At 72.5% G+C, this 18,404-nt stretch carries 18 protein-coding genes; 4 read left to right on the top strand and 14 right to left on the bottom strand.

Annotated features, from left to right (window positions below):
- The first annotated feature begins 122 nt into the window (after nucleotides 1-122).
- A complete protein-coding gene (uvrA, locus tag HJG45_RS23030; RefSeq protein WP_171615505.1) occupies nucleotides 123-3,020 on the top strand; it encodes an excinuclease ABC subunit UvrA in 2,898 nt (965 codons plus the stop codon).
- Nucleotides 3,021-3,057: 37 nt separating this feature from the next.
- On the opposite strand, the gene HJG45_RS23025 is transcribed toward uvrA, so the two are convergent.
- Complete coding sequence (locus HJG45_RS23025; RefSeq protein ID WP_171615503.1) at nucleotides 3,058-3,888, bottom strand: squalene/phytoene synthase family protein; 831 nt, start codon at nucleotides 3,886-3,888, stop codon at nucleotides 3,058-3,060.
- 127 nt (nucleotides 3,889-4,015) lie between these two features.
- On the opposite strand from HJG45_RS23025, the gene HJG45_RS23020 reads away from it, so the two are divergent.
- On the top strand, nucleotides 4,016-4,654 hold the full coding sequence (locus HJG45_RS23020) for a superoxide dismutase (protein WP_171615501.1): 639 nt from the start codon (nucleotides 4,016-4,018) through the stop codon (nucleotides 4,652-4,654).
- A gap of 114 nt (nucleotides 4,655-4,768) precedes the next feature.
- Here the strand turns inward: HJG45_RS23020 and HJG45_RS23015 are convergent, their stop codons facing one another.
- Both HJG45_RS23015 and yajC read right to left on the bottom strand, forming a co-directional pair.
- A complete protein-coding gene (locus tag HJG45_RS23015; RefSeq protein ID WP_171615499.1) occupies nucleotides 4,769-5,143 on the bottom strand; it encodes a hypothetical protein in 375 nt (124 codons plus the stop codon).
- Nucleotides 5,144-5,223: 80 nt separating this feature from the next.
- Nucleotides 5,224-5,565: a preprotein translocase subunit YajC gene (gene yajC, locus HJG45_RS23010; RefSeq protein ID WP_171615497.1), complete on the bottom strand. Its 342-nt coding sequence runs from the start codon at nucleotides 5,563-5,565 to the stop codon at nucleotides 5,224-5,226.
- 103 nt (nucleotides 5,566-5,668) lie between these two features.
- Here yajC and HJG45_RS23005 point away from each other — a divergent pair, with 103 nt between their 5' ends.
- A complete protein-coding gene (locus tag HJG45_RS23005) occupies nucleotides 5,669-6,514 on the top strand; it encodes an ATP-binding protein (protein ID WP_171615495.1) in 846 nt (281 codons plus the stop codon).
- Nucleotides 6,515-6,625: 111 nt separating this feature from the next.
- On the opposite strand, the gene serS is transcribed toward HJG45_RS23005, so the two are convergent.
- From serS to hmpA, 10 genes are all read right to left on the bottom strand, one after another.
- Nucleotides 6,626-7,900, bottom strand: coding sequence for a serine--tRNA ligase (serS, locus tag HJG45_RS23000; protein WP_171615493.1), 1,275 nt, complete (start codon nucleotides 7,898-7,900; stop codon nucleotides 6,626-6,628).
- 3 nt (nucleotides 7,901-7,903) lie between these two features.
- Nucleotides 7,904-8,704 (bottom strand): twin-arginine translocase subunit TatC, encoded by an 801-nt coding sequence (gene tatC / locus HJG45_RS22995; RefSeq protein WP_368040658.1) that lies wholly within the window; start codon nucleotides 8,702-8,704, stop codon nucleotides 7,904-7,906.
- 9 nt (nucleotides 8,705-8,713) lie between these two features.
- Entirely contained in the window at nucleotides 8,714-9,283 is a 570-nt protein-coding gene (tatB, locus tag HJG45_RS22990) for a Sec-independent protein translocase protein TatB (RefSeq protein ID WP_171615491.1), read from the bottom strand.
- Between the two features lie 311 nt (nucleotides 9,284-9,594).
- On the bottom strand, nucleotides 9,595-10,311 hold the full coding sequence (gene scpB, locus HJG45_RS22985; protein ID WP_408902031.1) for an SMC-Scp complex subunit ScpB: 717 nt from the start codon (nucleotides 10,309-10,311) through the stop codon (nucleotides 9,595-9,597).
- On the bottom strand, nucleotides 10,295-11,101 hold the full coding sequence (locus HJG45_RS22980; RefSeq protein WP_171615489.1) for a ScpA family protein: 807 nt from the start codon (nucleotides 11,099-11,101) through the stop codon (nucleotides 10,295-10,297). The genes scpB and HJG45_RS22980 overlap by 17 nt, the downstream gene beginning before the upstream one ends.
- A complete protein-coding gene (locus HJG45_RS22975; protein WP_171615487.1) occupies nucleotides 11,098-11,814 on the bottom strand; it encodes a site-2 protease family protein in 717 nt (238 codons plus the stop codon). The genes HJG45_RS22980 and HJG45_RS22975 overlap by 4 nt, the downstream gene beginning before the upstream one ends.
- Entirely contained in the window at nucleotides 11,811-12,812 is a 1,002-nt protein-coding gene (gene nagZ / locus HJG45_RS22970; protein ID WP_171615485.1) for a beta-N-acetylhexosaminidase, read from the bottom strand. The genes HJG45_RS22975 and nagZ overlap by 4 nt, the downstream gene beginning before the upstream one ends.
- Before the next feature lie 3 nt (nucleotides 12,813-12,815).
- A complete protein-coding gene (locus HJG45_RS29290) occupies nucleotides 12,816-13,610 on the bottom strand; it encodes an SPOR domain-containing protein (protein WP_171615483.1) in 795 nt (264 codons plus the stop codon).
- Nucleotides 13,607-15,391: an arginine--tRNA ligase gene (argS, locus tag HJG45_RS22960; RefSeq protein ID WP_171615481.1), complete on the bottom strand. Its 1,785-nt coding sequence runs from the start codon at nucleotides 15,389-15,391 to the stop codon at nucleotides 13,607-13,609. Before argS ends, HJG45_RS29290 begins: the two co-directional genes overlap by 4 nt.
- A 62-nt stretch (nucleotides 15,392-15,453) precedes the next feature.
- Nucleotides 15,454-16,650 (bottom strand): NO-inducible flavohemoprotein, encoded by a 1,197-nt coding sequence (gene hmpA / locus HJG45_RS22955; protein WP_171615479.1) that lies wholly within the window; start codon nucleotides 16,648-16,650, stop codon nucleotides 15,454-15,456.
- Between the two features lie 80 nt (nucleotides 16,651-16,730).
- On the opposite strand from hmpA, the gene HJG45_RS22950 reads away from it, so the two are divergent.
- Complete coding sequence (locus HJG45_RS22950; protein WP_171615477.1) at nucleotides 16,731-17,216, top strand: Rrf2 family transcriptional regulator; 486 nt, start codon at nucleotides 16,731-16,733, stop codon at nucleotides 17,214-17,216.
- Between the two features lie 12 nt (nucleotides 17,217-17,228).
- Here the strand turns inward: HJG45_RS22950 and HJG45_RS22945 are convergent, their stop codons facing one another.
- Nucleotides 17,229-18,353, bottom strand: coding sequence for an NADH:flavin oxidoreductase/NADH oxidase (locus tag HJG45_RS22945; protein ID WP_171615475.1), 1,125 nt, complete (start codon nucleotides 18,351-18,353; stop codon nucleotides 17,229-17,231).
- Nucleotides 18,354-18,404: the final 51 nt, after the last annotated feature.

The raw sequence follows: 18,404 nt of genomic DNA, 5'->3' as shown, positions 1-18,404 counted from the left end.
GGCGCCGCGCGGCGTGCTACCGGAAGCCTGTCGAGGCCCCTTCCCGCCGCCCCAATATGGTGGCATTCCATCCAGAACACAATGAGAACCCCCGGGTCCGTCCCGGCTTCCGGAGCGACCGAATGGCCAGCCCGCCCCTCCCCGTGGCCGCCCCCCCTTCCGCCGGCCAGATCCGCATCCGGGGGGCACGCACCCACAACCTGAAGGATCTCGACCTCGACATCCCGCGCGGCACGCTGACGGTCATCACCGGCCTCTCCGGCTCGGGCAAGTCCTCGCTCGCCTTCGACACGATCTATGCTGAGGGCCAGCGCCGCTATGTCGAGAGCCTCTCGGCCTATGCGCGGCAATTCCTGCAGCTCATGCAGAAGCCGGACGTCGATTCCATCGAGGGGCTCAGCCCGGCGATCTCGATCGAGCAGAAGACCACCAGCCACAACCCGCGCTCGACCGTCGGCACCGTCACCGAGATCCACGACTACATGCGCCTGCTCTGGGCGCGGGTCGGCGTGCCCTACTCGCCCGCGACCGGCCTGCCGATCGAGGCGCAGACGGTCAGCCAGATGGTGGACCGGGTGCTGGCGATGGCCGAGGGCACGCGGCTGCTGCTGCTCGCGCCCGTAGTGCGCGGCAAGAAGGGCGAGTACCGCAAGGAACTGGCGGAATGGCAGCGCCGCGGCTTCGAGCGGGTGAAGATCGACGGCACGCTGGTGCCGATCGGCGAGGCGCCGAAGCTCGACAAGAAGTTCAAGCACGACATCGAAATCGTCGTCGACCGCATCGTGGTGCGGGACGGCATCGCGCCGCGCCTCGCCGACAGCTTCGAGACCGCCCTCGCCCTCGCCGACGGCATCGCCTATGCCGAGAATGCCGATAGCGGCGAGCGGACGGTGTTCAGCGCCAAATTCGCCTGCCCCGAAAGCGGCTTCACCATCGAGGAGATCGAGCCGCGGCTCTTCTCCTTCAACAGCCCGCAGGGCGCCTGCCCGACCTGCGACGGATTGGGGACGCAGAGTTTCTTCGACCCCGACCTCGTCGTGCCGGACGAGCTGCGCAGCCTCGCCGAAGGCGCCGTCGCCCCCTGGTCCGGATCGCAATCGCCCTATTACGCCCAGACGCTCGAGAGCCTGGCGCGGCACTACAAGGTGCAGACCAGCACGCCCTGGGGCGATCTCCCGGCCCGGGTCCGCAAGGCCATCCTGCACGGCAGCGGCGAGGAGGTCGTCACCCTCCGCTACAAGGACGGGCTGCGCGCCTATGACGTGAAGAAGCCCTTCGAGGGCGTGCTGCCGAATCTCGAGCGGCGCTTCCGGGAGACCGACAACCCCTGGGTGCGCGAGGACCTGGCGCGCTACCAGGCGGACAAGCCCTGCGAGGCGTGCCGGGGCTACCGGCTGAAGCCGGAGGCGCTGGCGGTGAAGGTGGCGGGCAGCCATATCGGCGAGGCCTCGGAGCTCTCCATCCGCCGCTCCCGCGAATGGTTCGCCGGGGTGATGGCGACGCTGACGCCGCAGCGCCAGGAGATCGCCCGGCGGATCCTGCGCGAGATCGAGGAGCGGCTGCAATTCCTCGTCGATGTCGGCCTCGACTACCTCTCGCTCGGCCGTTCCTCCGCCACCCTCTCGGGCGGCGAGAGCCAGCGCATCCGCCTCGCCTCGCAGATCGGCAGCGGGCTGACCGGCGTGCTCTACGTGCTGGACGAGCCCTCGATCGGCCTGCACCAGCGCGACAACGAGCGGCTGCTGGCGACGCTGCGGCGGCTGCGCGACCTCGGCAACACGGTGCTCGTCGTCGAGCATGACGAGGACGCCATCCGCGCCGCCGACCATCTGGTGGATATCGGCCCGGCGGCCGGCGCCGGCGGCGGAAGGGTGGTGGCGCAGGGTACGCCGGCCGAGGTCGCGGCCAATCCCGCCAGCCTCACCGGCGACTACCTCTCCGGCCGCCGGCGGATCGAGGTGCCGGCGACGCGCCGCAAGATCGACCGCAAGCGCGTGCTGCGGGTGGTCGGGGCGCGCGGCAACAACCTGAAGGAGGTCTCGGCGGAATTCCCGCTCGGTACCTTCACCTGCGTCACCGGCGTCTCCGGTGGCGGCAAGTCCACCCTGGTGATCGAGACGCTCTACAAGGCCGCGGCGCGGCGGCTGATGGGCGCCGGCACCGTGCCCGCGCCGCACGAGCGGATCGAAGGGCTGGACCAGCTCGACAAGATCATCGACATCGACCAGTCGCCGATCGGCCGCACCCCGCGCTCCAACCCCGCCACCTATACCGGCCTCTTCGCGCCGATCCGCGACTGGTTCTCTGAGCTGCCGGAGAGCCGGGCGCGCGGCTACAAGCCCGGCCGCTTCAGCTTCAACGTCAAGGGCGGCCGCTGCGAGGCCTGCCAGGGCGACGGCGTCATCAAGATCGAGATGCACTTCCTGCCCGATGTCTACGTCACCTGCGACGCCTGCAAGGGCAAGCGCTACAACCGCGAGACGCTGGAGGTGCGCTTCCGCGGCAAGTCGATCGCCGACGTGCTGGAGATGACGGTGGAGGAGGGCGTCGAGTTCTTCTCCGCCGTACCGGCGATCCACGACAAGCTGCGGGTGCTGAAGGAGGTCGGGCTCGGCTACATCCATCTCGGCCAGCAGGCGACGACGCTCTCGGGCGGCGAGGCGCAGCGGATCAAGCTGTCGAAGGAGCTCTCCCGCCGCGCCACCGGCCGCACCCTCTACATCCTGGACGAGCCGACCACCGGGTTGCATTTCGAGGATGTCCGCAAGCTGCTCGAGCTGCTGCACGCGCTGGTCGAGGCCGGCAACACGGTGGTGGTGATCGAGCACAACCTCGAGGTCATCAAGACCGCGGACTGGATCCTCGACCTCGGCCCCGAAGGCGGCGAGGGCGGCGGCCGCATCGTCGCCGCCGGCACGCCCGAGGCGGTGGCCGCCACCGAGGGCAGCCATACCGGGCATTTCCTCGCGCCGCTGCTGGCCGCGCCGGCGGCGCCGGCCCGCAAGCGCCGCCGCGCCTGACGCTGCGCCTGAACGGGCACCCCCCGTCACGGGGGCGTCATGCCCGCGCGGCGAGCCCGGCCAGGATGACGGCCAGCCGGTCGCCCAACCCGCGCGGCCCGGTCTCGCCGCCCCCGTCGCGCGCCAGGCGCCGCAGGTCGCGCCGCGCCAGCACCGCCGGCAGCGCCGCCGCCACCGCCGCCCGGTCCAGTCGGCGCAAGCCGGGCCGGGCTGCGGCCAGGCGTTCCCTGCCCTCCGCCGCCAGTGCCGCGACGACGGGCCGCGCCGCCGCCGGGTCGCGGATCACCGCCTCCGGTCCCAGCCCGGCGGCGGCCAGCGCATCCAGCGGCAACAGGCAGCGCCCCTGGGCGGCCAGCGCCGGTACGCTGCGCAGCACGCCCGCGAGCCCATAGGCGCCGCCGGCGGCCTGCAGCGCCGGCAGCAGCCCGGGCGGCGCGCCAAGCAGCCGGCCGGCGGCGATGGCGAGGCCGCCAGCGCTGCCCTGCAGATAGGCATGGAAGGCCTCGCGGCTCGGGATGCCCTCCTCCTCCGCCTCGCCCTCGCGCGCATCCGCCATGGCGAGCAGCGTCTCCGCTTCCAGCGTGCCGTCGCGGATGGCGGCGTGCAGCGGCTCGGCCACCTCATGCCGGCGCGGCGGATCGCCCACCACTGCCTGCTCGATGACCTCGCGCCACCATTGCAGGCGCATCAGGGCGATGAGCGGGGTGCGGGCGGCCTCCCGCGCCCGGGCGAGCTCGTGGTTGTAGGCGATCAGCAGATACAGCGCCTCGCGCTTCACGGCCGGCGCGAAGAGGGCGCAGAGGAAGCGGTCGGGGTCGTGCTGCCGGGCGAATTCGGCGAGGGGCGACAGCGCGGGCGGGCTCGGCATCGCCGCCTTATGCCCGGCCCTTGCTTGACGCGCCACGGCACGCCGCCTAGCTGTTTCGCCGGCACCCGGTTCCAGGCGGCGCCGCCGCGCCGGGCGCGCTCCAGCCAAGAAACAGGAGAGACAGCCCATGGCCTTCACCCTGCCGCCGCTGCCCTATTCCCACAATGCGCTCGCCGGTCAGGGCATGTGCCAGGAGACGCTCGAGCTGCATCACGACAAGCATCACAATGCCTATGTCGTGGCGCTGAACGGCCTCATCGAGAGCAAGGGGCTGGCCGGCAAGTCGCTGGAGCAGATCGTTGCCGAGGCCGGCAAGCAGGGCGCCGATGGCCTGCCCGTGCTGAACCAGGCCGGCCAGCACTGGAACCACCTCCTGTTCTGGCAGGTGATGTCGCCCAAGGGCGGCGGCGATAAGCTGCCTGGCACGCTCGCCGCGAAGATCGACCAGGATCTCGGCGGCCTCGCGCAGTTCAAGGAGGCCTTCAAGCAGGCCGGCGTGACGCAGTTCGGCTCCGGCTGGGCCTGGCTGATCATCGCCCCGGACGGCAAGCTGAAGGTCACCAAGACCCCGAACGGCGCCAACCCGATCTCGACCGGCGAGGGCACCCCGATCCTCGGCGTCGATGTCTGGGAGCACGCCTACTACCTGGACTTCCGCAATGTCCGCCCGGGCTATCTCGACAATTTCCTGAACAAGCTGGTGGACTGGGAGGTGGTGAACACCCTGCTGCAGCAGGGCGGCCTGAAGTCCGGCCAGAGCGCCTGATCCTGGTCGTCTGATCCTGGCCGCAGGACAGCCGATCCGGGGGCACCGGCCTTCGCCGGTGCCCCTTTTTCATGCCCGGCGATGCCGCGGCGGGCGGCCCGCCCCGGCGCGGGGTCAGGGCTGGTCGAAGATCGGGGGGTGCGGCAGCTCCGGGGCGAAGTCGGCGAAAGGCGCCGCCAGGGCCGCGGGCCAGCGGCCGGTCCGGGCGGGCGCCAGGTAGTCCGGCACGCCGTCCTCGATCAGCATCAGGAACAGCCGCTCGGTCTCGGCATCGATGGCGAGAAAGAGGCCGCGCTCCCGGCATCCCCCCTCGCGAGCGGCATCGGCGCAGCTCCAGCCGACCAGCCAGCGTCCGGCCCAAAGCGCGACCGGCGGCCCGGGCTCGTGCAGCCCGTCATAGACCTTCTGCTGCCGGCCGCGCGCGGCCCCGCGCAAGGTCGGCGCAACCGCGGGCTGCGCCGCGAGCTGGGCCAGCGTGCCGCCCACCATGCCCCGCAGCGCTGCCGCCTCCGGCGAGGCCGCGCGGCCTGGGCCGGCGGCCAGCAGGGCGAGGAGGAAGGGGCGCCGCCTCAGCTCTTGCCGCCGGCGTCGTTGGCGCCGACCGGCTTCAGCACGTCGCCGATGGTCTGGCGCAGCACGCTGACCCGGACATTCGGCGCGATCTCCACCTCCACCTCGTCGACACCCTCCTTCACCTGGGTGACGCGGCCGATGATGCCGCCCGCGGTCAGCACCCGGTCGCCGCGCTTCAGCGCCGCGAGCAGCGTCTTGTGCTCCTTCTGGCGCTTCTGCTGCGGCCGGATCAGCAGGAAGTAGAAGACGGCGAAGATGAGGATGAGGGGCGCGAATTGGGTGATCAGCGCCAGCCCGCCACCGGCGGCATCCTGCGCAAAGGCGGGGGAGATGAGCATCCCGGGCGTCGTCCTCTCGGTTCCGGCTCTTGCCGTGTAGGGCGCGCGCAAACTAGCTTCCGCCCCCTTCCCGTCAAGTGCGGCCCGATTTCCGGAATACGTCATGGACCACGCCCTGATCATCCGCCTCGTCGAGGCGCTCGAGCGGCTGGCGCCGCCTCCCCCCGCCCCGCCGCGGCTGGAGGGGGCCGATGCCTTCGTCTGGCATCCCGGCCCGGCGCCGCGCCTCGCCCCCGTGCCACGCGTCTCGCGCGTCGAGATCGCGCTGCTGCAGGGCATCGACCGGCAGAAGGACCTGCTGCTGGCGAACACGCTGCGCTTCGCCCGCGGCTTCCCCGCCAACAACGTGATGCTCTGGGGCGCCCGCGGCATGGGCAAGTCGAGCCTGGTGAAGGCGGCGCATGCGGCGGCGAATGCCGAGGCGCCGGGGAGCCTGGCGCTGATCGAGATCCACCGCGAGGACATCCGCACCCTGCCGGAGCTGCTGAACATCCTCCGCGCGCAGGATCGTCGCGCGCTGGTCTTCTGCGACGACCTCTCCTTCGAGAAGGAGGATGCCGACTACAAGGCGCTGAAGAGCGTGCTCGACGGCGGCATAGAGGGGCGGCCACCCAACGTGCTGTTCTACGCCACCAGCAACCGCCGCCACCTGATGCCGCGCGACATGATCGAGAATGAGCGCAGCACCGCGATCAACCCCTCGGAGGCGACGGAGGAGAAGGTCTCGCTCAGCGACCGCTTCGGCCTCTGGATCGGCTTCCACAATTGCGACCAGCCGACCTATTTCGCCATGGTCGAGGGCTATGCCCGGGCGCTCGGCATCGGGATGCCGGCGGAGGCGCTGCGGCGCGAGGCGAATGAGTGGTCGGTGACGCGCGGCGGCCGCTCGGGCCGCGTCGCCTGGCAGTTCATCCAGGACCTCGCCGGCCGCCAGGGCGTGGCGATCTGATATCTCTGATATCAACGGACCGGTCGCATGACCGGTCCGAGGCCCGCAGCTTATGCTGCGAAGTCAAGCAAACCGGAGGTTTGCGCCCGGCGGCACCTGACGCTCGCCCGGTCAGGCGGGGCCGATCCGCTCCAGGCCGCCCATCCAGGGCGCCAGCACCTCGGGGATGAGCAGGCTGCCATCCGCCTGCTGATGCGTCTCCATCACCGCGATCAGCGCGCGGCCGACCGCGACGCCGCTGCCGTTCAGCGTGTGAAGGAAGACGTTGCCCTTGCCCTCAACTGGCTTCATGCGGGCGTTCATCCGCCGCGCCTGGAAGTCGCGGCAGTTGGAGCAGGAGGAAATCTCCCGCCAGGCGCCCTGCCCCGGCAGCCAGACCTCGAGGTCATAGGTCTTGGCGGCGCTGAAGCCGGTATCGCCGGCGCAGAGCACCACGCGCCGCCAGACCAGGCCGAGCTCGGTCAGCACTCGCTCGGCGCAGCGCGTCATCCGCTCGTGCTCGGCGGCGCTGTCCTCGGGGCGGGTGACGGAGACCATCTCCACCTTCTGGAACTGGTGCTGGCGCAGCATGCCGCGGGTGTCGCGCCCGGCGCTGCCGGCCTCGGAGCGGAAGCAGGGCGAGAGCGCGGCGAAGCGCAGCGGCAGCGCCGCCTCGGGCAGGATCTCCTCGCGCACCAGGTTGGTCAGCGGCACCTCGGCGGTCGGGATCAGGTAGCGGCCATCGGTGGTCTTGAAGAGGTCTTCCTCGAATTTCGGCAGCTGGCCGGTGCCGTACATGGTCGCGGCATTGACCAGATAGGGCACCACCGTCTCGGCATAGCCGTGCTGTTCCGTGTGCAGGGTCAGCATCCACTGGCCGAGCGCCCGCTCGAGCCGGGCGAGCGCGCCGCGCAGCACGGTGAAGCGCGCGCCGGCCAGCTTGGCGGCGGCGGCGAAATCCATCAGGCCGAGCGCCTCGCCGAGCTCGAAATGCTGGCGCGGCGCGAAATTCGGCCGCGGCGGCTCGCCATGCTGGTGCAGCACGACATTGTCGGCCTCGTCCCGCCCGTCCGGCACATCGGCATCGAGGATGTTGGGCAGGGTCTCGAGGATCGCGGTCTGGGCCCGCTCCGCCTCGGCGGCGGCGGCCTCGAGCGCCGCCATCTCGTCGCGCAGCGCGGCCCCCTCGGTCTCCAGGCCAGCGCTGTCGGCGCCGGTGCGGCGCGCCTGGCCTATCGCCTTGGCCAGCGCGTTGCGGTGCGCCTGCTTCTCCTGCAGGGCCTGCTGCGCGCCGCGGCGGGCCGCATCCTGTGCCAGCACGGTCTCGGCCACCGGCGACAGGCCGCGCCGGGCCATCGCGGCGTCGAAGCCGGCCGGATCGGCGCGTAGGGCGCGAATGTCATGCATCGGTCAGGTCTTCGTCTTGTCGTCCGGTGTCTTCTTCGGCCGCGTCATCCAGGTCGCCGCCAGGATCGAGATCTCGTAGAGGCCGAGCAGCGGCACGGCCAGGCCGATCTGGCTGATCACGTCCGGCGGCGTCAGCACCGCGGCGACGACGAACATGCCGACGATGGCGTAGCGCCGCCCCTTCTTCAGCGTCTCCACCGAGAGGATGCCGACGCGGCAGAGCAGCGTCAGCAGCACCGGCAGCTGGAAGGCGACGCCGAAGGCGAGGATCATCTGCATGACCAGCGAGAGATACTCGCTGACCTTGGCCTCGAGCTGGATCGGCAGCGTGCCCTCGCCCGGCGGCGTCTCGAAGGTGATGAAGAAACGCCAGGCGAGCGGGAAGATGAAGTAGTAGGCGAGCGCCGCGCCGAGCACGAAGAGGAAGGGCGAGGCGATCAGGAAGGGATAGATCGCCCGCTTCTCCGAGCGGTAGAGCCCGGGCGCGACGAAGAGCCAGAGCTGCGTCGCCCAGACCGGGAAGCTGCAGAAGACGGCGCCGAAGAAGGCCACCTTCAGATAGGTGAAGAAGGCCTCGTAGAGGGCGGTGAAGATCATCCGCCGGTCGCCGCCGCCCTGATGCTGCAGGATGTCGGCCAGCGGCCTGGCGAGGAAGCCGTAGATCTGCGCCGAGAAGTAGTAGCAGACGGCGAAGGCGATGGCGAAGGCGCCGACCGACCAGAGGAGCCGCGTGCGCAGCTCCATCAGGTGGTCGAGCAGCGGCATCGGCTTGTCGTCGACGGTATCGTCCGGGTCGCGCGGCACGGAGGGAGCTCAGTCTTTGTGGGTCGGTGCCGGCGTCTCGCCAGTCGGGGCGGAGGACGGCGGGGCGGAGGGCGGCGGGACGAAGGCGGGTGGCGGCGTCCCGGCCGCGGCCTGCGCCGCGGGCGCGGCGGCGGGCGGCGCATAGGCGGGCGGGATGAAAGCCGGCACGGCCGGCGGTGGCGGCGGCTCGGCGACAGCGGGTGCGGCAGCCGCGGCCTCCGGCGCGCCGGACAGCGGTTCAGCCGGCGCCGTCGTCGCGGCGTGCTGCGTCTTCAGCGGATCGTCCTTCAGCGGATCCTCGGTGAAGGTCCGCCGGATCGAGCCGTCGCCGTCGATATGCCGTTCGACCGTGTCACGGAAATTGAAGTTGCGGATTTCGTTGATCGAGCTGCGGACTTCCTCAAGATTGGCCTCCCGGACCAGCTCGTCCGCCTGGCTCTGGAACTCGCCGGCCATGCGCCGCAGCTTCTGCACCCCGCGCGCGAGGCCGCGGATGGCTTCCGGCAGGTCCTTCGGGCCGATGACGACGAGCGCCACCACGCCGATCAACGCAATCTCGGACCAGGCAAGGTCGAACATGACGTCTCCGACCGCGGTGCGGGTGGCCAGCCCCCCGCCGCCGCAAGGTCGCCTCCGTTAGCAGGAACGCATGGTTCCAACAATCAGCGCTGGCTTGCGGGGCCACAGATAGGCAGCGGCGCCGGGGAATGCGAAGCCGCCCCCGCCATCCGTCCGAAGCGTCACCTGCCGTCCAGCTTCGGCCCTGCTAGTGTCCTGGTCGATAAGTCCTTCGGACGTCACTCTCAGGCCACCAGCCTTCGTATTCAGTGGCCCGCTTGTTTGATCGCGTGCTTCACGCCTTCGGTGAGCCACCTCAAGGCGATCACGCTCTAACGGGCGTCCTGGCCCGGCGCCGGCCCGGCCTCGGCGGGCGCCAGCAGCGCCGATCCCGGCTCGTTCACCAGTTCCTCGCGGCGCGGCAGGTCGGTCAGGGCGCGCAGGCCGAATTGCTCGAGGAAGCGCGGCGTCGTGCCCCAGAGGCTGGGCCGGCCCGGCACCTCCTTGCGGCCGCGCGGCGCGATCAGCCCCATCTCCAGCAGCGCCTCCAGCGTCGATTGCGAGAGGCTGGCGCCGCGGATCTCCTCCACCTCGGCCCGCGTCACGGGCTGGTGATAGGCGATGATGGCCAGCGTCTCCATCGCCGCGCGCGGCAACCGGCGCGGCACCTCCACCACGCGGGTGAGCGCCGGGGCGAGCTCGGGCGCGGTGCGGAAGGCGAAGCCGCCGGCGACCTCGACGAGCTGCACCGGCCGGTCGGCGCATTGCGCGGCGAGCGCGGTCAGCACGGCGCGGGCATCGAGCCCGGGCGGCAGCGCCTGCTGCAGCCGCTGCGGCGTCACCGGCCGGTCGCTGGCGAAGACCAGCGCCTCGGCCAGCCGCAGCGCATGGGCGAAGAGCGCCGGATCGGGCGGCGCCTCCTCCGGTGCCATGGCCTCGGCGGCGTAGGCCTGAGTGGCGTGCTCCGGGGCCGCGGTCTCCGGCGGGGCGGGTGTCCCGGCCTCCGCCCCGGCTGGCGGCGGGTCGCTCTCCTCAGGCGGCACGGGCATCGGGCATGTCCTCGGCCAGGGCGCGGCGGCGGATCAGGATCGGACCGAAGCTCTGCTCCTGCCGCAGCTCGATGCCGCCGCCCCGGGCGGTCTCGAGCGCCGCGACAAGGGTGCTCGCCATCGCCGCGCGGCGCTCGACGGGGTCGGTCAGCCCGTCCGGCAGGAAGCGTTGCAGCACCGCCCAGTCGGGCAGCCCCCCGACCAGCCGGCCGAGCCGCGCCAGCGCCTCCTGCACCGTCCAGAGCTTGCGCGGCTTCGGCGTGTAGGGCCGGCGCGCCAGGGCCCGGCGGCGGGCCGCGGCATAGGCCTGCAGCAGGGCCGGCAGATCGGCGGCGATGCCGCTGCGATCCTCGAGCCGCAGGGATTCCGGCGCGCCGCGGTTGAAGATGTCGCGGCCGAGCTGCTGACGCTCGCCGAGCCAGGCAGCGGCGGCGCGCATGCGGGCGAGCTCAGCCAGCCGGTCGGTCAGCGCCAGGGCCAGCGCCTCGGCATCCTCCTCGGTCGCCGGGTCCTCCGGCACCAGCAGGCGCGACTTCAGCCAAGCCAGCCAGGCCGCCATGACCAGCCAGTCCGCCGCCAGCTCCAGCCGCACCCGCCGCGCCTGCTCGAGCACGGCGAGGAATTGGTCCACGAGGTCGATGATCGAGATCCGGTGCAGGTCGACCTTCTGCGCCCGCGCCAGGTCGAGCAGCAGGTCGAGCGGCCCCTCGAATCCCTCCAGACGCAGATGCAGCGTCGGGATGGCGCCGGGTGCGGGTGCGGGCGGGGCGGCGGCCGGCGCCGGCGTCATCCGCCGCTCCCGTTGCCCGAGAGCAGCAGCACCAGGCCGAAGGCATAACCGATGACGTTGCGCAGCGCCCAGCCGACCGGATCGAAGCCATCGACCAGGCGAGGCAGCAGGAAGACGCCGAAGAGGACGATCAGGATCCCCCAGCGCTCAAGACGCATATAGGGAAGCGCCAGCGAGGGCGGAAGCAGCCCGGCCAGGATGCGGCCGCCATCGAGCGGCGGAATGGGGAGCAGGTTGAACAAGCCCAGGACCAGATTCGCCAGAATGCAGAGCCCGATGAAGCGATAGAGGATCTGCAGGGAGTCAGGCGAGAGGAATTCGCCCCAGGCCTCCACCGGATGCACCAGCAGCCCGGCGCACCAGGCGAGGAAGAAATTCATCGCCGGCCCGGCCGCGGCGACGACCATCATCGCCTGCAGCGGGCGCCGCATGAACCGGACATCGACCGGGACCGGCTTGGCCCAGCCGAACATGAACTCCACCCGGCCGATGGTCAGGAGCTGCGCCAGCAGCAGGAAGCCCGGCAGCAGGATGGTCCCCACCCGGTCCACATGCCGCAGCGGGTTGAGGCTGAGCCGCCCCATCCGCTTGGCCGTGTCGTCACCGAGCCCGAGCGCCGCATAGCCATGCGCCGCCTCGTGCAGGGTGATGGCGAGGACCGAGGCGATGATCGCGGCGAGCAGTTCCGGCAGCCAGCCGGCGCCCCCTGTCACGCTGCGGGCACCAGCCAGGCATCGCGCGCCGCGACGAGCCGCTCCGGATCGAGCGGCCGCCGGCGCGCCTGGGTCGCGGCCCGGGCATCGGCCAGGCGCGACTCCGCATCCTCCGACAGCAGCGGGCAGCCGGCCAGCGCCGCGGCGGTCTCGGCGAGGACGCCGTTGCAGTGCAGGACCAGGTCGCAGCCCGCGCCGATCGATGCCGCCGCCAGCGCCCCGGGCTCGCCCCGCAGCGCCTTCATGCAGAGATCGTCGCTCACCAGCACGCCGTCGAAGCCGATGGCGGAGCGGATCACCTCGGCGATGATCCGGGGCGAGAGCGTCGCCGGCCGCTCGGCATCGAGCGCCTCGTAGAGGATATGCGCGGTCATCGCCCAGGCGCCGGCCTCGGCCAGGGCGGCGAAGGGCGCGCAATCGGTCGCCAGCTCCTCCGTCCCGGCCGAGACGCGCGGCAGCTCCAGATGGCTGTCCGCCAGGGCGCGGCCATGGCCGGGGATGTGCTTGATCACCGGGATGCAGCCGGCCTGCTGCAACCCCTCGACCGTGGCGCGGCCGAGCCGGGCCACTTCGGCCGGATCGGCGCCGAAGGAGCGGTCGCCGATGATGTCGTGCGCGCCGGGCAGGCGCAGGTCGAGGACCGGGGCGCAGACCACGTCGAAGCCGACGCCGGTGCAGGCGAGGCCGAGCAGCGCGGCATTGGCCCTCGCCGCCTCGGCCGGCCCGCCGGAGAAGGCGGCGGCGGGGGCGAAGCCCGGCCAGTGCGGCGGCCGCAGGCGGGCGACGCGGCCGCCCTCCTGGTCCACCAGGATCGGCGCCTCGGCGCCGAGCAGGTCGCGCAGGTCCGCGGTCAGCGCGCGGAGCTGGTCGGGATCGACGATGTTGCGGGCGAAGAGGATCGCGCCGAGCGGCGGCGCGGCGCGGAAGAGCGCGATCTCCTCCGCGCCGAGCGCCGGGCCGGCGATCCCGACGATGGCGGCATGCGGGCGCTGCGGCACGCGTCAGCCCCCGAAGGCGAGGCAGGCCCCGCCGCCGCCGCGCACCGTCTCGCAGAGCGCCTTGGCTGCGGCGGCATCGGCCAGGCCGCCGACGCGCAGGCGGTAGATAGCGGCCTGGCCCTCGCGCTCGACGCGGCTGATGCGGGGCTGGAAGCCGGCGAGCTCGGGCACCCGCTTCGACAGGCGCTCCCACTCGCCGCGCGCGGCCTCCTCGCTCGGCAGGGCGCCGAGCTGGATCATCGCCTTGCCGCCGGCGACCGGGGCGAGGCGCGGCGCCGCCACGGGCGGCGGGGCTGGCGCCGGCGCGACGGCAGCCGGCGCGGCGACCGGCGGCAGCGGCATGGCAGGGGTCGCCGCGGCAGGCGGCGGCGCGGGCGGCGCCATCTCGGACGCCTGGCCGGGGACCGGCATGGCGGGTTCCGGCGGCGCGGCCAGTGGCGGCGCGGGCGGCGCCGTCTGCTGCCGCAGCAGGTCGAGCTGCGGCAGCTCCGGCCCGGCGGCGAGCCGCGCCGTGGTGTTGCGCCGCTCCGCCTCGCGGCGCACCGCCACCGGCTCGAGCACCACCTGATCCTGGTTCGGCACGACCAGCCCGCCCGGATTCTCCGGCCGCACCTTCAGCGGCCGCAGGTCCGGCTCGATCACCGGGACCGGATGCGGCCCCATGCGCGACAGGCCCCAGGAAACGGCGCCCGCCAGGGCGGCCGCGCCGAGCATGCCCCCCGCCACCGCCAGCATGCGCCAGGATGGCCCTTGTCGCTCCTGGCGCGGGCGCCAGGAGGGTACCGTCAGATCGCTCACCGCATCTCCTCGACGGGCGTGACCCCCATCACCGCGAGGCCCGAGCGGATGACCGTCCCCGTGGCGGCGACGAGGGCAAGCCTCGCTCGCGTCGCCTCCGGCTCATCCGCGCGGATGAATCGCAGGGTCGCATCATCGCGACCCTTATTCCACAGTACATGAAAGTCGCTGGCCAAGTCATGGAGAAAAAACGCGATTCGGTGCGGCTCGCGGGCCAGGGCGGCGGCCTCCACGATGCGGGGCCAGGTGGTCAGGCGGCGCAGCAGGGCAAGCTCGGCGGGCTCCGTCAGGCTGCCGAGCGGCGCCAGGGTCAGATCGCCCGCAGGTGGATCGCCGGCCTGCCGCAGCACGCTACGGATGCGGGCATGCGCGTACTGCACGTAGAAGACGGGGTTGTCGCGCGATTGCTCCACCACCTTGTCGAGGTCGAATTCCATCTGCGCATCGGCCTTGCGCGCGAGCATGGTGAAGCGCACCGCGTCGCGCCCGACCTCGTCGATCAGGTCGCGCAGCGTCACATAGGTGCCGGCCCGCTTGCTCATGCGCACCGGCTGGCCGTCCTTCACCACATGCACGATCTGCGTCAGCACGACGTCGAGCGGCACCGTGCCGCCCGACAGCGCCGCGACCGCGGCCTGCATGCGCTTCACATAGCCGCCGTGGTCGGCGCCCCAGACATGCACGAGCTCGGCGAAGCCGCGCTCGATCTTGTGCAGGTGGTTGGCGATGTCGTTGGCGAAATAGGTGCCGCTGCCGTCGGACTTGCGCAGCGGCCGGTCGACCTCGTCGCCGAATTGCGAGGCGCGGAACAGCGTCTGCTCGCGCGGCTCCCAATCCTCCGGCGTCTTGCCCTTCGGCGGCTCCAGCACGCCGCGATAGATCAGCCCGCGATCGGCGAGCAGCGCCTCGGCCTGCTCCAGCTTGCCGGCGCGCACCAGCTCGGCCTCGCTGACGAAGACGTCCTGGAAAACGCCGAGCGCGGCGAGATCCTCGCGGATCATCTCCATCATGCGGCCGACCGCGAATTCCCGCACCGTGCCGAGCCATTCGGCGGGCGGGCGCATGGCGAAGCCGTGCACCTCGTCGCGGCGCGCCAGGCTGTCGCCGAAGCGCTGCCGCAGCGCCTCGCCGACCGGGATCAGGTACTCGCCGCGATATTGCAGGCCGCCCGGGACCTGGGCGGCGAACGCCTCCTCGCCCATGCTCGTGCCGAGCGCCTGCAGGTAGCGCCAGTAGGCGGCGTAGCCGAGCGCCTGCACCTGCGCGCCGGCATCGTTGACGTAGTATTCCTTGGTCACCGCCCAGCCGGCCTTGGCCAGCAGGTTGGCCAGCGCATCGCCGACCACCGCGCCGCGGCAATGGCCGACATGCATCGGCCCGGTCGGGTTGGCCGAGACATATTCGACATCGACCCGCCGCCCCGCGCCGGCCTGGCCGTCGCCATAGCGCTCGCCCTCGGCCAGGATCACCGGGACCTGGGCGAGCAGGAAAGCGTCGCGCAGCCGCAGGTTGACGAAGCCGGGGCCGGCGGGCGTGGCGCTCTCCACCTCGGGCAGCGCCGCCAGCCGCTCGGCCAGCGCTGCCGCCAGCCGCGGCGGCGCCTGCCGCGCCTGCTTGGCCACCACCAGCGCCGCATTCGTCGCCATGTCGCCATGGCTCGGGTCGCGCGGCGGCTCCATCTGCACGCGGGCGAAGGCCTCGCCGGGCAGGTCGGGCAGCAGCTCGGCGAGGAGGGCGACGGTCCGGGCGCGAAGCGCGGCGAAGATGTCGTGGTCGGTCATGGTCGCGCGGGTGTAGCAGGGCGGCCGCCCCGGCGACAGGACGGCCCGCCCAGCCTTGCCGCTCAGGCCGCCAGCAGGGCGTCGGCCGGGCCGAAGAACTCATAGTGCAACCGCTCACCCGGCAGGCCGGCCGCCAGCAGCCCACCGGCCAGGTCCCGCAGGAAGGGCTTCGGGCCGCAGAGATAGATATCGGCCTCGGCGATCGGGGTGTTGCGGCGCAGCCAGTCCGGGGTGATCCGCCCGGGCTCGGCCAGCCCCCGATCCTCGGCCCGCGGCGCCTCGTGGAAGACGGTGGCCCGCAGCGCCGGCAGCCGCGCCGCCAGCGCCTGCACTCGGGCGCCGAAGGCCTGGGTGGCGCCGCTGAACGCCCCATGCACCCAATGCGTCCCGAGCGCCGGATGCCGCTCCGCGATGGTCTCCAGCATGGAGAGCAGCGGCGTCAGCCCGACCCCGCCCGAGACCAGCACCACCGGCCGCGCCGGCTGGTCCGGCAGGACGAAGTCGCCGGCCGGGGCGGCGACCTCCAGCACGGTCCCCGGGCTGGCCGCGTCGTGCAGCCAGTTGGACACGACCCCCTGCCCTTCCCGCTTCACGCTGATCCGGTAACCGCGATCGCTCGGGGCGGAGGAGATGCTGTAATTGCGCTTGAGCAGTCCGTGGCCGGGGATGTGCAGGCGGAAGGTGAGGTACTGGCCCGGCCGGTGCGGCAGGACCGGGCCGCCATCCTCCGGCGCCAGTTCGAAGGAGGCGATGACCTCGCTCTCGCGCTGCCGCCCGGCGATGCGGAAGCGGCGCCAGCCGGTCCAACCGCCACGGGCTTCGGCGAGGCCGCGATAGATCTGCGCCTCACGGCTGATCAGAATGTCGGCCAGCGCCCAATAGGCCTCGCCCCAGGCGGCGAGCAGCTCCGGCGTCGCCGCCTCGCCCAGCACGTCGCCGATCGCCCCGAGCAGGGCCTCGGCCACGAAGGGATAGTGCTCCGGCAGGATCACCAGCCCGGCATGCTTCTGCGCGATCCGCTCCACCAGCCCGCCGAGGGCGCCGAGAGTGTCGATGTTCCGGGCATAGGCGAGCACCGCCGCGGCCAGCGCCTTCGGCTGCGACCCGGCCTCGCCGTGATGCGACTGGTTGAAGAGCTCGCGGATTTCCGGGTTGCGGAACATCCGCTCGTACATGCGGCGGGTGATGTCGAGGCCGCGCTGCTCGAGGGCCGGGATGCTGGCCTTGACCAGGGCGATGGTGGCGGGGGCGAGGGGCATGGGCCGCTCCTAATGTGGTATATTTTTTACTTCTTATACCTTGCAGCCCGGGCCCGGCATGCGATCTATTGCGACGAGCCATGCGCCTGACGCTGCATTCAGACCTCGCCTTCCGCACCCTGATCCACCTTGCCCTGCACCCGGGCCAGCGCGTGCAGACCGAGGCGATCGCCGGCGCGTGGCGGATCTCCGGCAACCATCTGGACAAGGTGGTGCAGCGCCTCGCCGGCGCCGGCTTCATCGAGACGCGGCGCGGCCGCGGCGGCGGGCTGGTGCTGGCGCGGCCGCCCGCGGCCATCGGCCTGGGCGCGGTGCTGCGGGCGACGGAGGAGGACCTGGCCCTCGTCGCCTGCTTCTCGCCCGAGGGCGATCCCTGCGGCGATGAGACGGGGCAGCGCTGCGTGCTCGCCGGCGCCTGCCGCCTGCAATCGGCGCTCGGCCGGGCGATGGCCGCCTTCCTGGCGGTGCTGGACGGGCTGAGCCTCGCCGACCTGCTGGACCCGGCGGCCCGCGCCGCCGCCGAGGCGCGGCTCGGGCTCGGCGGCGCCGCCGGCCTACCGGGCTGAGGCAGCCGGCAGTCAGCCCCGCGCGCCCCGCTCCAAAAAAGGCCGGCCGGGATCGCCGAAGCGCATCGAGGGATGGCTGCGGGCGTATTGCGGCGGGAAGGGCGCGGCGGCGCCGAGCGCCTCGGCGGCGTGCCAGGCCCAGCGCGGCTCCCACAGCATGCCGCGGCCGAGGGCGATGAGATCGGCCGAGCCCTGTTGCAGCGCCCGCTCCGCCAGCGCGGGATCATGCATCAGGCCGACCGCCATGGCCGGGATGCCGGCCTCGTACCGGATGCGCCGGGCGAAGGGCAGCTGGTAGCCAGGGCCGAGCGTGATGCGCTGGTCGGGGCTGACGCCGCCGGAGGAGGCGGTGACGTAGTCGCAGCCCAGCTCCCGCGCGATCTCGGCGAAGATGACGCTGTCCTCCGGCGTCCAGCCGCCCTCGACCCAGTCGGTCGCCGAGATCCGCACCCCGAGCGGCCGCTCCGCCGGCCAGGCCTCGCGCATCGCCGCCAGGATCTCGAGCGGCCAGCGCATGCGGTTGGCGAGGTCGCCGCCATAGTGGTCGGTGCGATGGTTGGCGAGCGGCGAGAGGAAGCTGTTCAGCAGGTAGCCATGCGCCGCATGCAGCTCGACGAGGTCGAAGCCGAGCTCGGCCGCACGCCGGGTGGAGGCGACGAACGCCGCCTTGATCGCCGCCATCTCCCCGGTGGAGAGGGCATGCGGCTGCGGCCGGCCGGGATAGGCGAGGTCGCAGGAGGAGACGGGCTGCCAGCCCCCTGCCCCCTCCGGCACCGTCGCATTGCCCTCCCAGGGGCGCTCCACCGAGCCCTTGCGCCCGGCATGGGCGAGCTGGATGCCGAGCGCCGCGGCGCCATGCGCGCGGCAGAACGCCACCACCGGGCGCAGCGCCTCGGCCTGGGCATCGTCCCAGAGGCCGAGGCAGCGGGTGGAGACCCGGCCGCGCGGCTCCACCGCCGTCGCCTCCATGATCACCAGCCCGGCGCCGGAGACGGCGAGGTTGCCGAGATGCATCAGGTGCCAGGCCGTCGCCCGCCCCTCGGCATCGGCGGAATACTGCGCCATGGGCGAGACCACGATGCGGTTGGCGAGCGTCAGGTCCCGCAGCCGGTAGGGCGTGAAGAGCAGAGCCGACATGGCCGAAATCCTCCCTGGGCGCGGCGGCCTGGCCGGCCCCACCTCCCCTTC

Origin of the sequence: Roseicella sp. DB1501, from assembly GCF_013112485.1 — a bacterium.
Classification (GTDB): Bacteria; Pseudomonadota; Alphaproteobacteria; order Acetobacterales; family Acetobacteraceae; genus Paracraurococcus.
Note: the sequence above shows the minus strand (reverse complement) of the source record. Positions and strands in the feature narration are given on the sequence as shown.

Coding starts and splice junctions, on each gene's coding strand:
- HJG45_RS23020 (WP_171615501.1), top strand. CDS start 4,016: ATGGCCTTCACCCTGCCGCCGCTGCCCTATTCCCACAATGCGCTCGCC.
- HJG45_RS23015 (WP_171615499.1), bottom strand. CDS start 5,143: ATGGTGGGCGGCACGCTGGCCCAGCTCGCGGCGCAGCCCGCGGTTGCG.
- serS (WP_171615493.1), bottom strand. CDS start 7,900: ATGCATGACATTCGCGCCCTACGCGCCGATCCGGCCGGCTTCGACGCC.
- yajC (WP_171615497.1), bottom strand. CDS start 5,565: ATGCTCATCTCCCCCGCCTTTGCGCAGGATGCCGCCGGTGGCGGGCTG.
- hmpA (WP_171615479.1), bottom strand. CDS start 16,650: ATGCCCCTCGCCCCCGCCACCATCGCCCTGGTCAAGGCCAGCATCCCG.
- scpB (WP_408902031.1), bottom strand. CDS start 10,311: ATGCCCGTGCCGCCTGAGGAGAGCGACCCGCCGCCAGCCGGGGCGGAG.
- HJG45_RS22950 (WP_171615477.1), top strand. CDS start 16,731: ATGCGCCTGACGCTGCATTCAGACCTCGCCTTCCGCACCCTGATCCAC.
- uvrA (WP_171615505.1), top strand. CDS start 123: ATGGCCAGCCCGCCCCTCCCCGTGGCCGCCCCCCCTTCCGCCGGCCAG.
- HJG45_RS23025 (WP_171615503.1), bottom strand. CDS start 3,888: ATGCCGAGCCCGCCCGCGCTGTCGCCCCTCGCCGAATTCGCCCGGCAG.
- argS (WP_171615481.1), bottom strand. CDS start 15,391: ATGACCGACCACGACATCTTCGCCGCGCTTCGCGCCCGGACCGTCGCC.
- HJG45_RS22980 (WP_171615489.1), bottom strand. CDS start 11,101: ATGACGCCGGCGCCGGCCGCCGCCCCGCCCGCACCCGCACCCGGCGCC.
- HJG45_RS23005 (WP_171615495.1), top strand. CDS start 5,669: ATGGACCACGCCCTGATCATCCGCCTCGTCGAGGCGCTCGAGCGGCTG.
- tatB (WP_171615491.1), bottom strand. CDS start 9,283: ATGTTCGACCTTGCCTGGTCCGAGATTGCGTTGATCGGCGTGGTGGCG.
- HJG45_RS22945 (WP_171615475.1), bottom strand. CDS start 18,353: ATGTCGGCTCTGCTCTTCACGCCCTACCGGCTGCGGGACCTGACGCTC.